The 14,567-nt window shown below is 71.4% G+C and carries 11 protein-coding genes; 6 read left to right on the top strand and 5 right to left on the bottom strand.

Features of this window, described 5'->3' with window-relative positions:
* Positions 1–169 precede the first annotated feature (169 nt).
* Both I0C86_RS12860 and I0C86_RS12865 read right to left on the bottom strand, forming a co-directional pair.
* Positions 170–1,786, bottom strand: a complete 1,617-nt coding sequence (locus I0C86_RS12860; RefSeq protein WP_196201467.1) for a glycoside hydrolase family 53 protein — start codon at positions 1,784–1,786, stop codon at positions 170–172.
* 215 nt (positions 1,787–2,001) lie between these two features.
* Positions 2,002–4,116, bottom strand: coding sequence for a beta-galactosidase (locus tag I0C86_RS12865; protein WP_196201468.1), 2,115 nt, complete (start codon positions 4,114–4,116; stop codon positions 2,002–2,004).
* A gap of 182 nt (positions 4,117–4,298) precedes the next feature.
* Here I0C86_RS12865 and I0C86_RS12870 point away from each other — a divergent pair, with 182 nt between their 5' ends.
* The 6 genes from I0C86_RS12870 to I0C86_RS12895 all read left to right on the top strand — a co-directional run bounded on the left by I0C86_RS12870 (position 4,299) and on the right by I0C86_RS12895 (position 10,974).
* On the top strand, positions 4,299–5,600 hold the full coding sequence (locus I0C86_RS12870) for an ABC transporter substrate-binding protein (protein ID WP_196201469.1): 1,302 nt from the start codon (positions 4,299–4,301) through the stop codon (positions 5,598–5,600).
* 68 nt (positions 5,601–5,668) lie between these two features.
* Positions 5,669–6,598 carry a carbohydrate ABC transporter permease gene (locus I0C86_RS12875; RefSeq protein WP_196201470.1) on the top strand — a complete coding sequence of 310 codons (930 nt, stop codon included), beginning with the start codon at positions 5,669–5,671 and terminating at the stop codon, positions 6,596–6,598.
* Position 6,599: 1 nt separating this feature from the next.
* On the top strand, positions 6,600–7,538 hold the full coding sequence (locus I0C86_RS12880) for a carbohydrate ABC transporter permease (RefSeq protein WP_196201471.1): 939 nt from the start codon (positions 6,600–6,602) through the stop codon (positions 7,536–7,538).
* Positions 7,539–7,598: 60 nt separating this feature from the next.
* Entirely contained in the window at positions 7,599–8,627 is a 1,029-nt protein-coding gene (locus I0C86_RS12885) for a LacI family DNA-binding transcriptional regulator (protein WP_323373610.1), read from the top strand.
* 94 nt (positions 8,628–8,721) lie between these two features.
* Positions 8,722–9,972 (top strand): MFS transporter, encoded by a 1,251-nt coding sequence (locus I0C86_RS12890; RefSeq protein ID WP_196201472.1) that lies wholly within the window; start codon positions 8,722–8,724, stop codon positions 9,970–9,972.
* A 162-nt stretch (positions 9,973–10,134) separates the two neighbouring features.
* The gene (locus I0C86_RS12895; protein ID WP_196201473.1) at positions 10,135–10,974 is read left to right on the top strand and encodes a GNAT family N-acetyltransferase; all 840 of its coding nucleotides are present in this window, start codon (positions 10,135–10,137) and stop codon (positions 10,972–10,974) included.
* A 70-nt stretch (positions 10,975–11,044) separates the two neighbouring features.
* On the opposite strand, the gene I0C86_RS12900 is transcribed toward I0C86_RS12895, so the two are convergent.
* The 3 genes from I0C86_RS12900 to I0C86_RS12910 all read right to left on the bottom strand — a co-directional run bounded on the left by I0C86_RS12900 (position 11,045) and on the right by I0C86_RS12910 (position 14,563).
* Entirely contained in the window at positions 11,045–12,112 is a 1,068-nt protein-coding gene (locus I0C86_RS12900; protein WP_196201474.1) for an NADH:flavin oxidoreductase/NADH oxidase, read from the bottom strand.
* An 84-nt stretch (positions 12,113–12,196) separates the two neighbouring features.
* Entirely contained in the window at positions 12,197–13,522 is a 1,326-nt protein-coding gene (locus I0C86_RS12905; RefSeq protein ID WP_196201475.1) for a dicarboxylate/amino acid:cation symporter, read from the bottom strand.
* A 249-nt stretch (positions 13,523–13,771) separates the two neighbouring features.
* The gene (locus tag I0C86_RS12910; RefSeq protein WP_196201476.1) at positions 13,772–14,563 is read right to left on the bottom strand and encodes a DUF998 domain-containing protein; all 792 of its coding nucleotides are present in this window, start codon (positions 14,561–14,563) and stop codon (positions 13,772–13,774) included.
* Between the last annotated feature and the right edge of the window lie 4 nt (positions 14,564–14,567).

The following is a 14,567-nucleotide window of genomic DNA, read 5'->3' on the forward strand; positions in this document are numbered from 1 at the left end:
GTGATGGTGGCGGCGGCGGAGGCGGGGGCGGTGGGTCCGGCGACCATGCCGGCGACGAGCAGCACGAGACCGCTGACAGCGGCGAGCGTGCGGAGCGGGGACGGTCCGCTCATGATTTCCTTCCTTCCGTCGGAGGGATCGGTCGCCGGCTCCCGGAGTGGTCGCCGGCCTACCGGTTCGGGCTCACCGAGTCGCCGAGCACCCGCAGCGCGGGCAGGGCCCGGCCGGAGTAGTCGAACAGGGCCTGGTTCTCCCAGCCGTCACCCGAGGCCGGGTCGGCCGGATCCCAGCCGGCGCCGTCGACGGCGGTCCAGGTCGGTTCCCAGTAGAAGACGCCGAGCGCGCCCGGCACGGCGGCCACCGTGGTGACCATGTCCCGGATCGCGTCGGCCTGGCCGTCCGGGGTCGCCGGGTAGCCACCGGTCTGTTGCAACGAGGCGGTGAAGATGTTCGCCTCGTGGTCGTTCTCGGCCAGCGTGAAGCCGTACCCGGTCTCCACCACCATCACCGGCTTGCCGTACGCGCTCGTCAGGTCGAAGAGGTTGGCCTGGAGGTAGCCGAGCGGGCCGTGCCAGTAGGTGTAGTGCGAGACGGCGATGACGTCGAACGGGACGCCCCGGCTGACCGCGTTGTCGAACCACCAGCGGTGGCCGCCGTTGTTGCCGCCCTCGGCCAGGTGCAGGGCCACCCTGCTCCGGGGTGAGGCATCGGTGACCGCCGTACTGGCGGTGGTGAGCAGCGCGGCCAGCCCGTCCCAGTTGTCCCAGCGCCCGTCCGGCCAGAGCATCCCGCCGTTGATCTCGTTGCCGATCTGGACCATGTCGGCCGGGGTGCCCTGCCGGCGCAGGCTGCCGATCACGTCGTAGGTGTGGTCGTAGACCGCCTGCCGGAGCTGGTCGAACGGCAGGTCCGCCCAGGCGGCCGGCTTGAACTGCTTGCCGGGGTCGGCCCAGGTGTCCGAGTAGTGGAAGTCGATCAGCAACCCCATGCCGAGCGCGTGCGCCCGCCGGGCCTTGACGAGTACGTCGTCCCTGTCGCTGAACCCGTCGGCCGGGTTGACCCAGACCTTCAGCCGGGCGTAGTTGACACCGTTGGCCCGCAGGATCCGCAACGCGTCCCGGGGCGGGCCGGTACGGTCCCGGTACACCGCGCCGTGGTGCTCGTTCTTGGTCAGGTGTGACACGTCGGCCCCGGCGATCCGCAGTGCCGGGCCGCCGGCCGGGCCGTCTGTGGGGATGAAGCTCAGGTCGTCGAAGTTGGCCCAGTCCCCGGCGTTGCCGTCGGAGACGAGGTCGATCGTGCACCGGCCGGAGCTGACCCGGGTGGTGAGGGCGACCTGGACCCACCATTCTGCTCCGGTGCGGGGCAGGTCCACGCGCTCCGGTGCTCCGCCGCAGCCGTTGAGGGCGACGTGCGCGTCCCGCTGTCCGCCGCTGGCCCGGACCGACACCCGCAGCGTGTGGTAGCCCGGTCGGAGCCCGGTGAGCCGCTGTGAGGTCGCCACCCGGTACGGCTGGTCGGCCCAGTGGGCTAGTCGGTTCTCGCCGGAGCGGCCACCCGGCTCGACGTAGCTGGCGGATCGCTGGCCGTGCTCCGACCAGCCGACGGGTGACCCGTCCGCACCGGTCTCCTCGAAACCGGGGTTTCGCAGGGTGCCCGTCGGTACGGGAACTTCGGCGCCGGTCCCGGCCGCCGCTGGCGCCGCCTGGGCCGCCTGGGCCGCCTGGGCCACGATGAGGGCGGCGACCAGTGCTACGGCTCCGGACCTGAGTCTTCTCTGCGGCATCGACAACGCTCCTCGGTGGACGCGAACAGGTGCGTAGGCGGCTCTGCCGAGCCGCCAACCCCGCCCACCAGCGCCGGAATTGGGAGCGCTCACACATCAAAAAGTGCCATTATTAGCTGCAAAGGCGCTAGTTTCGAGCGCATGGTGAGCGATTGATGCTGTGAGCGCTCACAGAACCATTGGTGTCCAACGATGTCAAGAGGGTGCGCCGTCGATCAGGTGCGCAGGGCCCGTACCCCGCCGGCCGGAATCCGGAGCACGCCGTCGTGGAACGTGCCGTCGATCAGGTCGGTGCCGGACGCCGGCAGCTCCGCGTCCCGCTCGCCGTGGTTGATCGCGATCAGGAACCGGCGGCCGTCGGTGCCCGCCCGGCGAATCAGCTCGACGCCGTCCGGAACGCCGCCCGGCGGTACCAGGCCCGCGTCCCGGTACGCGGCCCGGAGCACCCGGGCGAGCCCGTCGGCGGCCAACCGGGTGGAGACGTACCACGCGTGTCCGGCGCCGAGGCGGTGCCGGGTGACGGCCGGACCACCGGCGGCCGGACCGTCCAGATAGCTCAGTACCGGCTCGGCCCCGTGCGGCAGCACCGCCTCGGTCCAGACCTGCCCGGTCAGCGTTCCCGCCGTGGGATCGGCCGGATCCGCCGGCCATCCGTCGGGTACCGGGGCAGCGGCGACGACGCCGCCCGGCCGGCCGAGTCGTACCGTCTCGCCGGCCCGCAGCGGCAGGAACTCCTCGACCGTCAGTCCGAGCAGGTCCCGCAACGCACCCGGATAACCCCCCGGATGTACGGCGTCGTCCGCGTCCACGATCCCCGAGAAGTACGAGACCAGCAGGGTGCCGCCACCGGCGACGTACCGGCGGAGGTTCTCGGCGGCCGCCGGTGTGGTCAGGTAGAGGCTCGGTACGACCACCAGCCGGTAGTCGCCCAACGCCCGTTCCGGATGGACGAAGTCGACGGTGAGCCGGTCCCGCCAGGCCCGCTCGTAGTACGCCGCGATCCGCTCGCGGTAGTCGAGGTCGACCGACGGGCGCCAGTCGAGTTCCAGGGCCCACCAGGACTCCCAGTCCCAGAGCATCGCGACGTCGGCCAGGACCCGGGTGCCGCGCAGCGGTTCGAGCGCGGGCAGGTCGGCGCCGAGATCCACCACCTCGCGCCAGACCCGGGTCCCGGTCCCACCGTGCGGCAGCATCGCGGAGTGGAACTTCTCCGCCCCGAACCGGGCGGCCCGCCACTGGAAGAACAGCACCGCCTCGGCGCCCCGGGCCAGGTGCCCCAGGCTGTTGCGGCGCAGTTCCCCCGGCCGCTTGGCGATGTTGCGCGGCTGCCAGTTGACCGCCGAGGTCGAGTGTTCCATCAGCAGCCAGGGCCGGCCTCCGGCGACCGCCCGGGTGAGGTCGGCGCACATGGCCAGCTCGATGTGGTTCTCCGGCTCCTCGGCCCGCAGGTAGTGGTCGTTCGAGACCACGTCCACCTCGGCGGCCCACCGCCAGTAGTCGATCGTCTTGCAGTTGGCGAGCATGAAGTTGGTGGTCACCGGTACGCCGGGGGAGAGGCGGTGCAGGATGTCCCGCTCGCGCCGGAAGTTGGTCAGGTGCGCGTCGGAGGAGAAACGCAGGAAGTCGAGTTGCTGGGCCGGGTTGACCGCGGTCGGTGCGGCGAGCGGCGCTTCGATCTCGGCCCAGTCGCCGTACCGCTGGCCCCAGAAGGTGGTGCCCCAGGCGTCGTTGAGTCGGGCCAGTTCGCCGTAGCGGTCGCGGAGCCAGTCGCGGAACGCCGCCGCCGAGGTCTCGCAGTAGCAGAGCGCGTTGACCCCGCCGTACTCGTTGTGTGAGTGCCACAGCACCAGGGCCGGATGGTCGGCGTAGCGCCGGGCCAGTTGCCCGGTGATCCGGGCGCTCGCCCGCGCGTACCCGGGCGAGGAGGGGCAGAACGACTGCCGGGCGCCGCCGCCGAGGATGTTCCCGTGCCGGTCGACCAGCCGGGCCTCGGGGTGGAGCCGTCGGAACCAGGCCGGTGGGGCGGCGGTCGGGGTGGCCAGGTCGACCGCGATCCCGCCGTCGTGCATCAGGTCGAGCAGCCGGTCCAGCCAGCCGAACTCGAAGTTGCCCTCCGTCGGCTCCAGCAGGGCCCAGGAGAAGATGCCGACGCTGACCAGGTTCACCCCGGCGGTACGCATCAACTCGACGTCCTCGATCCAGACGTGCTCCGGCCACTGTTCGGGGTTGTAGTCGCCGCCGTACGCCAGGCGGTCCAGCCGGGGCAGTGGCCCGGCCCGGCCCGGTGCGTCCGCTGCGGCTGCCACGAGATGCGGGGTCTGGCTACTCATGCGGGATCTCCGAACTGTGCGCGCTCCCAACGGTAGTGCGCATGATTGCACACCGATCTACAAGGAGAGCAAGCACGAGATCCTCCCTTGACATGATCGACCGGGAGTCCAAGACTGTGAGCGCTCCCAGTTGTTTCTGTCCGATCTACCGCAGATGACACAGTGGAAACTGAGAGGTTGAGATGAGCCGTTCGCTCGGCGCGAAGGTCCTGGCGTTGGTAGTCGGCGCCAGTCTCGTCGCCGCCTGCACCTCGAACTCGGACGACGAACCGGAGGAGCCCACCGGGCCGGTCGAGCTGACCTTCTGGTCCTGGGCGCCCAACATGGAGAAACTCGTCGACCGGTGGAACGCCGACAACCCCGGTACGAAGGTGACGCTGAGCAAGCAGGCCGGCGGCGCGGACATCGTCACCAAACTGCTCACCGCGGCCAAGGCGGGCAACCCGCCGGACCTGGCGCAGGTGGAGTACCAGTCACTGCCCACGCTGGTCAGCAACGACGTCCTCGCCGACATCGCCGAGCAGGCCAAGCCGCTCAAGGACAGGTTCGCCGAGGGCACCTGGCAGCAGGTGACCCTGGGCACCGAGGCGGTCTACGCCCTTCCACAGGACGCGGCCCCGATGATGCTCTACTACCGCACCGACCTGTTCCAGCAGTTCGGGCTGACGGTGCCGAAGACCTGGGAGGAGTTCGCCCAGACCGCCCGGACCCTGCGGGGCAAGAGCCGGAAGCACCACCTGACCACGTTCTCCGCCGCCGACCCCGGATGGTTCGCGGGGCTGGCCCAGCAGGCCGGGGCGAACTGGTGGGGAATCGACGGCGAGTCCTGGCGGGTGAGCGTCGACGACGCGGCCACCCGGAAGGTCGCGGACTACTGGGGTGGCCTGGTCACCGAGGGCGTGGTCGACGGAAAACCGATGTACACCCCGGAGTGGAACAAGGCGCTCAACGACGGAAGCCTGTTGGCCTGGCCGAGCGCCGTCTGGGCGCCCGGCGTACTGACCGGCAACGCCCCCGACACCAAGGGCAGGTGGGCGATGGCTCCGCTTCCACAGTGGAGTGCCGGGGAGAACCGGACCGGCAACTGGGGTGGATCCTCCACCGGGGTCACCGCCGCGTCGAAGCACAGGACGGCGGCGGTCAAGTTCGCCAGCTGGCTGAACACCGACGCGACCGCCACGGCGATGCTGGTCCGCGAGTGCGCCGTCTACCCGGCGGCCCGGGACGCCCAGGCCGGTCCGGGCCTGGCCCAGCCGCCGGACTTCTTCGCCAACCAGGCCGACTTCTACCCGATGGTCAAGCAGATCGCCGAGACTGCGGCCGGGGTCACCTGGGGACCCAACGTCAACGTCACCTACCAGGCCTACCAGGACGAGTTCGCCAAGGCGATCACGGCCCGTACGCCGTTCAGCGGTGCGATCGAGGCGATGCAGTCGGCGACCGTGGCCGACATGAAGAAGAACGGCTTCACCATCGCCGGCTGAGTGCCGCGAACCGGCCGAGCGCCGGGAGCCGCTGAGTGCCGGGTACCGGCTGACCGAACGGAGAGTCGATGTCAACGGCCACCACCCGGGCCGGCCGCCGGGGAAGGCGTACGGCAGCCCCGTACGCCTTCCTCGCCCCGGCGGTGATCCTGTTCGTCCTGTTCGTTCTCGTGCCGATCGGCTACGCGGCGTACCTGAGCCTGCGGAAGGTCCGGGTGTCCGGGCTGGGGCTCGGCCGGGGCGCCCGGACCGAGGTCTTCGCCGGGCTGGAGAACTACCGCGCGGCGGTCACCGACTCCGAACTCTGGTCCGGCGGGCTGCGGGTGCTCGGCTACGGGGCGCTGCTGGTCCCGATCATGCTTGGCCTGGCCCTGCTCTTCGCGCTGCTGCTGGACCGGCCCCGGGCCCGGCTCGGCCGGTTCGCCCGGACCTCGATCTTCCTCCCGTACGCGGTGCCGGCGATCATCGCCAGCCTGCTCTGGGGATTCCTCTACCTGCCCGCGACCAGCCCGCTCAACTATCTGCTGGCCCGGTTCGGCCTGCCGGAACCGGACCTGCTGGGCGGAGGAGCGGTCTTCTTCGCGGTGGTCAACATCGCACTCTGGGGCGGCGTCGGGTTCAACATGATCGTGCTCTACACCGCGCTGCGGGCGATCCCGGCCGAGCTGTACGAGTCGGCCCGGCTGGACGGCTGTTCCGAGGTGCAGATCGCGTTCCGGATCAAGATTCCGCTGTTGGCGCCGGCGCTCGTGATGACCACGGTCTTCAGCATGATCGCCACCTTGCAGGTGTTCGTCGAGCCGATGGCGCTGAGGCCACTGACGAACTCGATCTCGTCGACCTGGACGCCGCTGATGAAGGTCTACCGCGACGCCTTCGCCACCGACGACCGGTACGCGGCCGCCGCCACCTCCGTGCTGATCGCGGCCGTCACCCTGGTGCTCTCCTTCGGCTTCCTGCGACTGGTGCAGAACCGGGCCTTCGGACAGGAGCGCTGAGATGGCGACCGGAAGCGCCGGGAGCACCGCCACGGGGTCGGTGCCGACCACCCGAGCCACCGCGAACGAGCGGCCGGATCGGCCGGATCGGCGGGGTCGGCCGGATCGGCCGGGTCGGGCCCAGTTGGTGCCCACCGCCGTACTGCTGATCGGCGCGCTGTACTGCCTGCTGCCGGTCGCCTGGGTGCTGGTCGCGTCGACCAAGAGCGGGTCGACGCTGTTCACCAGCTTCACCTTCGCCCCGAGCACCTCGCTGGTGGGCAACCTGACCGACCTGTCGACGTACGGCGACGGGATCTTCTGGCGGTGGATGCTCAACACCGCCCTGTACGCGGGGGTCGGCGCGGTGCTCTCCGCGGCGGTTTCCGGGCTCAGCGGTTACACCCTGGCCAAGTACCGGTTCGCGGGCCGGTCGGTGTTGTTCAACGTGCTCCTCGCCGGGGTGCTGGTGCCGGGGATCGTCCTGGCCGTGCCGCAGTACCTGCTGCTGGCCAAGGTCGGGCTCACCGACACGTACTGGTCGGTGCTGCTGCCCAGCATCGTCAGCCCGTACGGCATCTACCTGGCCCGGATCTACGCCGCCGCGGCGGTTCCGGACTCGGTGATCGAGGCCGCCCGGGTCGACGGGGCGAGCGAGTTCGGGATCTTCCGCCGGGTGGCGGCGCCGATGATGGTGCCCGGACTGATCACCGTCTTCCTGTTCCAGTTCGTCGCCATCTGGAACAACTTCCTGCTGCCGTTCATCATGCTCGCCGACGACGACCGGTTCCCGGTCACGGTCGGGCTCTTCACGCTGCTCAACCAGGGTTCGGCCCAACCGGCGCTGTACCGGCTGGTGATCACCGGTGCGCTGCTGTCGATCATTCCGCTGGTGGCACTCTTCCTGTCGCTCCAGCGGTACTGGCGGGTGGACCTGATCTCCGGATCGGTCAAGGCGTAGGCGAGGTGTGTCACAACCGCCGGTACCGCTGCCACCGGCCGACCCGGGGACAATGGCAGCGTGACCGCGCCTGATCGAAGCCGCATCCGCCGTCTCCGGCCCCGCCCGACCATGGACGACGTGGCGGCGGTGGCCGGGGTCTCCCGGGGAACCGTGTCCCGGGTGCTCAACGGGGGACACAACGTCAGCGGCCCGGCGCTGGACGCGGTCCACCGGGCGATCCGCAAGACCGGGTACGTGGTCAACCAGCACGCCCGGAGCCTGGTGACCCAGCGCTCGGACTCGGTGGCGTTCATCCTGTCCGAGCCGCAGGACCGGCTCTTCGAGGATCCGAACTTCAACATCCTGCTCCGCGGCTGCACCCAGGAACTCGCCGAGCACGACATCACGCTGCTGCTGACCATCGCCGGCACCCAGGAGGACCGCAAGCGGGTCGGCCGGTACGTCACCGCCGGCCATGTGGACGGGGCGCTGGTGATCTCCACCCACGCCGGCAGCCCGCTGCTGGACGAGTTGGAGGAGCGCGGCCTGCCCTTCGTGGCCTGCGGTCGGCCACTCGGGCGGGAGCGGGACGTCAGCTACGTGGCCGCCGACGACCGGGGCGGCGCCCGGCAGATGGTCAGCTACCTGCGGTCCCGGGGACACCGGACGATCGCCACCATCACCGGTCCGCTCGACACCTCCGGCGGGGTGGACCGGCTCGCCGGCTACCACGACGTACTCGGGACGTCCGATCCGCGTCTGGTGGTGACCGGCGACTACACGCACGCGGCGGGCGAGGCGGCGATGGAGCAGTTGCTGCGCCAGGTACCCGACCTGGACGCGGTCTTCGTCGGTTCGGACCTGATGGCCACCGGAGCGATCGCCGCGCTGCACCGCGCGGGCCGGCGGGTGCCGGACGACGTCGCGGTCGGCGGCTTCGACGACTCCAAGGTCGCCACCACCTCCGTGCCCCGGTTGACCACCATCGCGCAGCCGTGGGGCCGGATCAGTGCCGAGATGGTCCGGCTGCTCCTCAATCACCTGGCCGGCGACTCGTACGCGGCGGTCATCCTCCCCACCGAGTTGGTGGTCCGCGAATCCGCCTGACCCGGTAACCGGGGGTGGTCGCGAGACGACGGCGGCTATGACCTGGACGACAACGAGTTAACAAACCGTACGTACGTATTGTTGACTGAGTGGCGTGCAGCTCCTTCCCACACCGGGCGCGGCCCGGATCCTCACGCTCGCCGCCCTGGTGAACACCATCGGCCGGGGCGTCTGGCTGACCGCCACCGCCCTGTTCCTGACCCGCTCGGTCGGGCTGTCGGTGGCGCAGGTCGGCATCGGGCTCACCAGCACCGCCGCGATCGGCCTGCTCGCCAGCACACCGATGGGCTACCTCGCCGACCGGTACGGCCCGCGCGGCATCCAACTCGCCGCGCTGGTCGCCTCCGCCGGCTGCAGCGTGGCGCTGATCGGCGTCCGATCGTTCCCCGAGTTCCTGCTCGTCGGAGCCGGAACCGCGGTCGCCGACGCGGCGGCCCGGAGTTCCCGGGGTGCCCTGATCGCCGGGGCCGTCCCGCCCGACCAGCGGGTCCGCACCCGCGCCTACCTCCGGGCCACCACCAACGTCGGGATCTCGGTCGGCACGGTGCTCGCCGGGTTCGCCATCGCCGCCGACAGCCGCACGGGATACGTCACGCTCATCCTGACCGACGCGGCCACCTACCTCGCGGCGGCGGCGATCACCACCCGACTGGTGCCGCTGCCGCCGACGCCGGCACCGGCACACGGTCCCCGGCTCATCGGGCTGCGGGACCGACCGTTCCTCGTCTTCACCGCGCTGGACGGCCTGATGTCGATGCACTTCGGCCTGCTCAACATCGCGCTGCCGCTCTGGGTCGCCGGACACACCTCGGCGCCCCGGTGGCTCATCTCGGCGCTGTTCCTCGTCAACACCACGGCGGTGGTGCTCTTCCAGGTCCGGGCCTCCCGGGGTACCGACGGGGTGGCGGGTGCGGCCCGGGCCTCCCGCCGGGCCGGAGTGGCGATCGCGGCGGCGTGCCTGCTCTTCGCCGCCAGCGGAGCCGTACCGACCGCCGCCGCGGTCGCGCTGCTGGTGGCCGGCGCACTGGTGCACGTGATCGGCGAACTGTGGCACTCGGCGGCCGGCTGGGGAATCTCGTTCGGGCTGGCTCCGGCCCACGCGCAAGGGCAGTACCAGGGCGTCTACGGGATGGGCCTGCAACTGGGCGGCATGGTCGCCCCGGTGGTGGTGACCACCCTCGCGGTCGGCTGGGGAGTACCGGGCTGGCTGGTGCTCGGCGCGCTGTTCGTCGTACTCGGCGCGCTGGTGCCGCCGGTGGTGCGCTGGGCGGCCCGGACCCGGACAATGGACCCGGTAACGGACTCCGTAACGCAGCAGGTGCCGGACCCGGCCGCCGCAACCTGACCCGGACCCCGACCCGGCCGCCTGACCCGGCTGCCTGACCCGGAACCTGACCCGGCAACCTGACGGAACCTGACCCGGCTGCGGCACGCCGTCCGGCCCGACCCGGACGAGGGCCGGTGATCCGCCCCGCCGCACGGCCGATGATCTGGCAGGCTGGTAACTGTGCTGATGGTTCCGGTACGCCAGCTCGGCGAGGCCGAGCGTGGCGCGGTGGAGCGGATCCTCGAACTCGACCCCTTCGCCGCCGCGCAGGTGGCCGAACGGGTCGCCGCGAACGGCCTGTCCTGGTGGCGGGCGGACGGCCGGGTGCTGGGCTACGGCTCCCGGAACCACATCGAGTCGCTCTGCTGGCTGGGCGGCCAACTCACCCCCGTCTGTACCAGCCAACCGGCGATCGCGGCCTTCGCCGACGCGCTCGGCGCGGAGGAACGGGGCTGCTCGTCGATCGTCGGGCGGGCCGACGGGGTGCTCGGGCTCTGGGAACGGCTCTCCGCCCGGTGGGGCCCGGCGCGGGACGTACGCCCCAACCAACCGCTGCTGGCGACCGGCATGGTGCCGGAGGTGAAACCGGACCCGGACGTACATCCGGTCCGGGCCGGCGAGATCGAGCGGCTCTTTCCGGCGGCGGTGGCGATGTACACCGAGGAGGTGGGCGTCTCGCCGCTGGCCGAGGACGGCGGACGGGCGTACCGGCAGCGGGTCGCCGAGCTGGTCCGGGCCCGCCGGGCGTACGCCAGGTTCGTCGACGGGAAAGTGATCTTCAAGGCCGAACTGGCGGTCGTCACCCGGCGCACCGCGCAGATCCAGGGAGTCTGGGTCGACCCGGCCTGGCGCGGCCGGGGCATCGGCGCCGCCGCGATGGCCGCCGTGGTACGCGACGCGCTCGCCCGGGTCGCACCCACGGTCAGCCTCTACGTCAACGACTACAACACCCCGGCCCGCCGGGTCTACGAACGGTGCGGCTTCCGCTCCGTCGGCACCTTCGCCACCGTCCTCTTCTGAACCTGCTGAGGGTGTAAGGAAGGGCCCCTTCTTATCGCTTTTAGTAGAAGAAGGGTCCCCTCCTAACAACTCAGTCCGCCCGGAGGTACTGGTCCGGCAGGTTGGGGGCGGCGCCGAGGCGGGTCGCCGCCCGGCGCGGCCAGTACGGGTCCCGCAGCAGCTCCCGGCCGAGCAGCACCAGATCGGCATCGCCGCTCGCGACGATCGCCTCGGCCTGCTCCGGCTCGGTGATCAGCCCCACGGCGCCGGTGGGCACACCGCTCTCCCGCCGGACCCGGGCCGCCAGCGGCACCTGATAACCGGGGCCGACCGGAACGGTGGCATCCGGCACGGCCCCGCCGGACGAGCAGTCGATCAGATCGGCTCCGGCGGTGGCGAGCGCACCGGCCAACTGCACGCTGTCCGCCACCGTCCAGCCACCGTCGACCCAGTCGGTCGCCGAGATCCGGACCAGCACCGGTACGTCGTCGCCGACCGCGGCCCGTACCGCCCGGGTGACCTCCAGGGTCAGCCGACTCCGCCCGGCCAGGTCCCCGCCGTAACCGTCGGTGCGGTGGTTCGTCAGCGGGGAGAGGAACTCGTGCATCAGGTAGCCGTGCGCGGCGTGGACCTCGACCGCCTGGAAACCCGCTGCCAGCGCCCGCGCCGCGCCCTCGGCGAAGGCGTCGACCACCCGGGCGATGCCGGTCTGGTCCAGCGCCGCCGGCACCCGGTACGACGGCTGGAACGCCTCGGTCTCCGGCCCGACCGGCGTCCAGCCGCCCTCGTCGTCCGGCACCCCGCCCGACAACTGCGACCAGGGCCAGTACGTCGACCCCTTCCGACCGGCGTGCGCGAGCTGGACGGCGGGCACCGCGCCGGCCGAGGCGACGAACGCGGTGATCGGGCGCCAGGCGTCGACATGGGCGTCCGACCAGAGGCCGGTGTCCCGCGGACTGATCCGCCCCTCCGGTACGACGGCGGTGGCCTCGCTGATCACCAGCGCGGTCCCGCCGACCGCCCGGGAGCCGAGGTGCACCCGGTGCCAGTCGGTCGGCAGCCCGTCAGGACCGGCCGAGTACTGGCACATCGGCGCCATCACCACCCGGTTCGGCAGCGTCACGCCCCGCACCTTCAACGGACTGAACAGAACGCTCATCGTGCTCCCTGCGGATCGGGGGTGTGTGTTAGGAAGGGCCCCTTCTTATGCAATAAGCGATAAGAAGGGGCCCTTCCTTACACCTCAGGCTGGTTGCGGGGCCGGGGTGCGGTCCCGGGTGGTCGGGGATTCGGAGCTGTCGGTCGGCGGGTCGGCGTCGATCAGCTCGCGCCGACCGGCGTTGTCGTACGCGGTGCGGTCCAGGACACCTTCGCGGGCGGCGACGATGGTGGGCACCAGCGCCTGGCCGGCGACGTTGGTCGCGGTCCGGATCATGTCCAGGATCGGGTCGATCGCGAGCAGCAGGCCGGCGCCGGCCAGCGGCAACCCCAGGGTGCTCAGGGTCAGGGTGAGCATCACCAGCGCGCCGGTCAGCCCGGCGGTCGCGGCGGAGCCGACCACCGAGACGAAGGCGATCAGCAGGTAGTCCAGCGGGCTGAGGCTCAGCCCGAACACCTGGGCGACGAAGATCGCGGCCAGCGCGGGGTAGATCGCGGCGCAACCGTCCATCTTGGTGGTCGCACCGAACGGTACGGCGAACGAGGCGTACTCACGCGGGACGCCGAGGCGTTCCACGGACTTCTGGGTCACCGGCATCGTGCCGACGGACGAGCGGGAGACGAAGGCCAACTCGATGGCGGGCCAGGTGCCGGCGTAGAAGCGCAGTGGGTTGAGCCGGCCGGCGAGGATGAGCACCAGCGGGTAGACCACGAGCAGGACGATCGCGCAGCCGACGTACACCGCGGTGGTGAACTTGGCCAGCGGTGCCAGCAGGTCCCATCCGTACGCCTCGACGGCGTGGCCGATCAGGCCGAGGGTGCCGATCGGGGCGAGCCGGATCAGCCACCACAGCGCCTTCTGGGTGATCGCCAGCAGCGCCTTGTTGAAGTTGACGAACGGCTCGGCGGCGGCGCCGACCAGCAGCGAGGCGATTCCGGCGACCACGGCCAGGAAGACGATCTGGAGCACGTTGTTCTCGACGAACGCGCCGACCGGGTTCTCCGGCACGATGCCGGTCAGGAAGTCGGTCCAGGAACCGGTCCGCTCGGGCGCCTTGGCCGTGCCGACGTCGAGGTTGACGCCTCGGCCCGGGTTGGTCAGCAGGCCGAGCCCGATGCCGACGGCGACCGAGATCAGGGCGGTGACTCCGAACCAGAGCAGGGTCTTGAGCGCGAGCCGGGCGGCGTTGGCCACGCCGCGCAGGCTGACCACGCTGACCACCAGGGCGGTGAAGACCAGCGGGGGTACCGCGAGCCTGAGGAGTTGGACGAAGAGACCGCCGACGGTGTCCAGGGTGGTGCCGAGCCAGGAGATGTCGGCGGCCCGGGCCAGGTAACCCAGCGCGACGCCGAGCACGAGCCCGGCCAGAATTTGCACCGAGAATGGGATCTTGCGAAGAGCAGAGGGCATCAGGAATCCAAGGTCTGGGTCCGGCGGGCGGATGTCCCGGTGTCAGCGGGTCCGCGGTCGCGGCCGGAGGGTGGTCTGCGGTCCGGAGGGGCGCGTCAGCTCGGACAGCAGCCGCTGGCCTGCAGTCGGAGATCGACATACAGGCGGACAGTCAGGAACCAGACGTTGGTCATCGCGGGATCACGATACGGCGACGGAGAGGTTAGTGAAAGGACAGGAGTGCGTGAGGCACCTTACAAGCGACCGGCGTCACATTTCCGGACCGGTCGGCGGGTCGTCGGCACGGTCGGGGCGAAGTGGATCACCCGGGCCGCTGGTGGCGGAGGGGCGGAGGAGTCCGAGCGCGATCGCGGTGGCCACTCCCCAGGCGGCCAGGTCGAGCAGGAGCAGGCGTTCGACCGTACCCGTCAGGAGGCCCCGGCCGACCGCGAGCAGCGCGACCCCGGCGGCCAGCGACAGCGGCACGGCGAACACGGCGGCGACCGTGGCGAGCCGGCGCAGCGCCGGAGCCGCCCCGGGGGTCAGGGCCACCGCCAGGACGGCGAAGACGGTTCCGGCGACCGCCGCGATGCTCGCGCCGCCGTGCACCAGGTCCGCGAGGGTGGTCCGGTCGAAGGGGGGCAGCGGGCATCCGCTGCGGCAGCTCACCCCGGCGGACATCACGGTGGCCAGGCCGCTCGGGACCAGCAGCCCGGCCGCGAGTCGGAGCGCCGGGGGCAGCGCCACGGCGAGCAGCAACAGGCCGGCGGCGATCCCCAACAGACCCAGCCGGTACGTCCACACGCTCGGGCTGGTCGAGGCGCCGGCCTCGCTGACGTAGCCGGCGAAGCCCGGACTCGGTCCGGCGTCCACGGCGAGGATCACCGCCACCCCGCCCGCCAGCGTGCAGACCCCGGCGGCGAGCGCGGCCGTGCCACGTCGCGGTTCGGCCGTGCCACGTCGCGGTTCGGCCGCGCCGTCCGGCCACCCGGTCGATCGGTGCGCCGGTCGGGACGACCGGTCATCGACACCGGTCTCCCGGTTGAACTGGGCCCACGACATGCGG

It is taken from the genome of Plantactinospora alkalitolerans (assembly GCF_015690345.1).
Lineage (GTDB): Bacteria > Actinomycetota > Actinomycetes > Mycobacteriales > Micromonosporaceae > Plantactinospora > Plantactinospora alkalitolerans.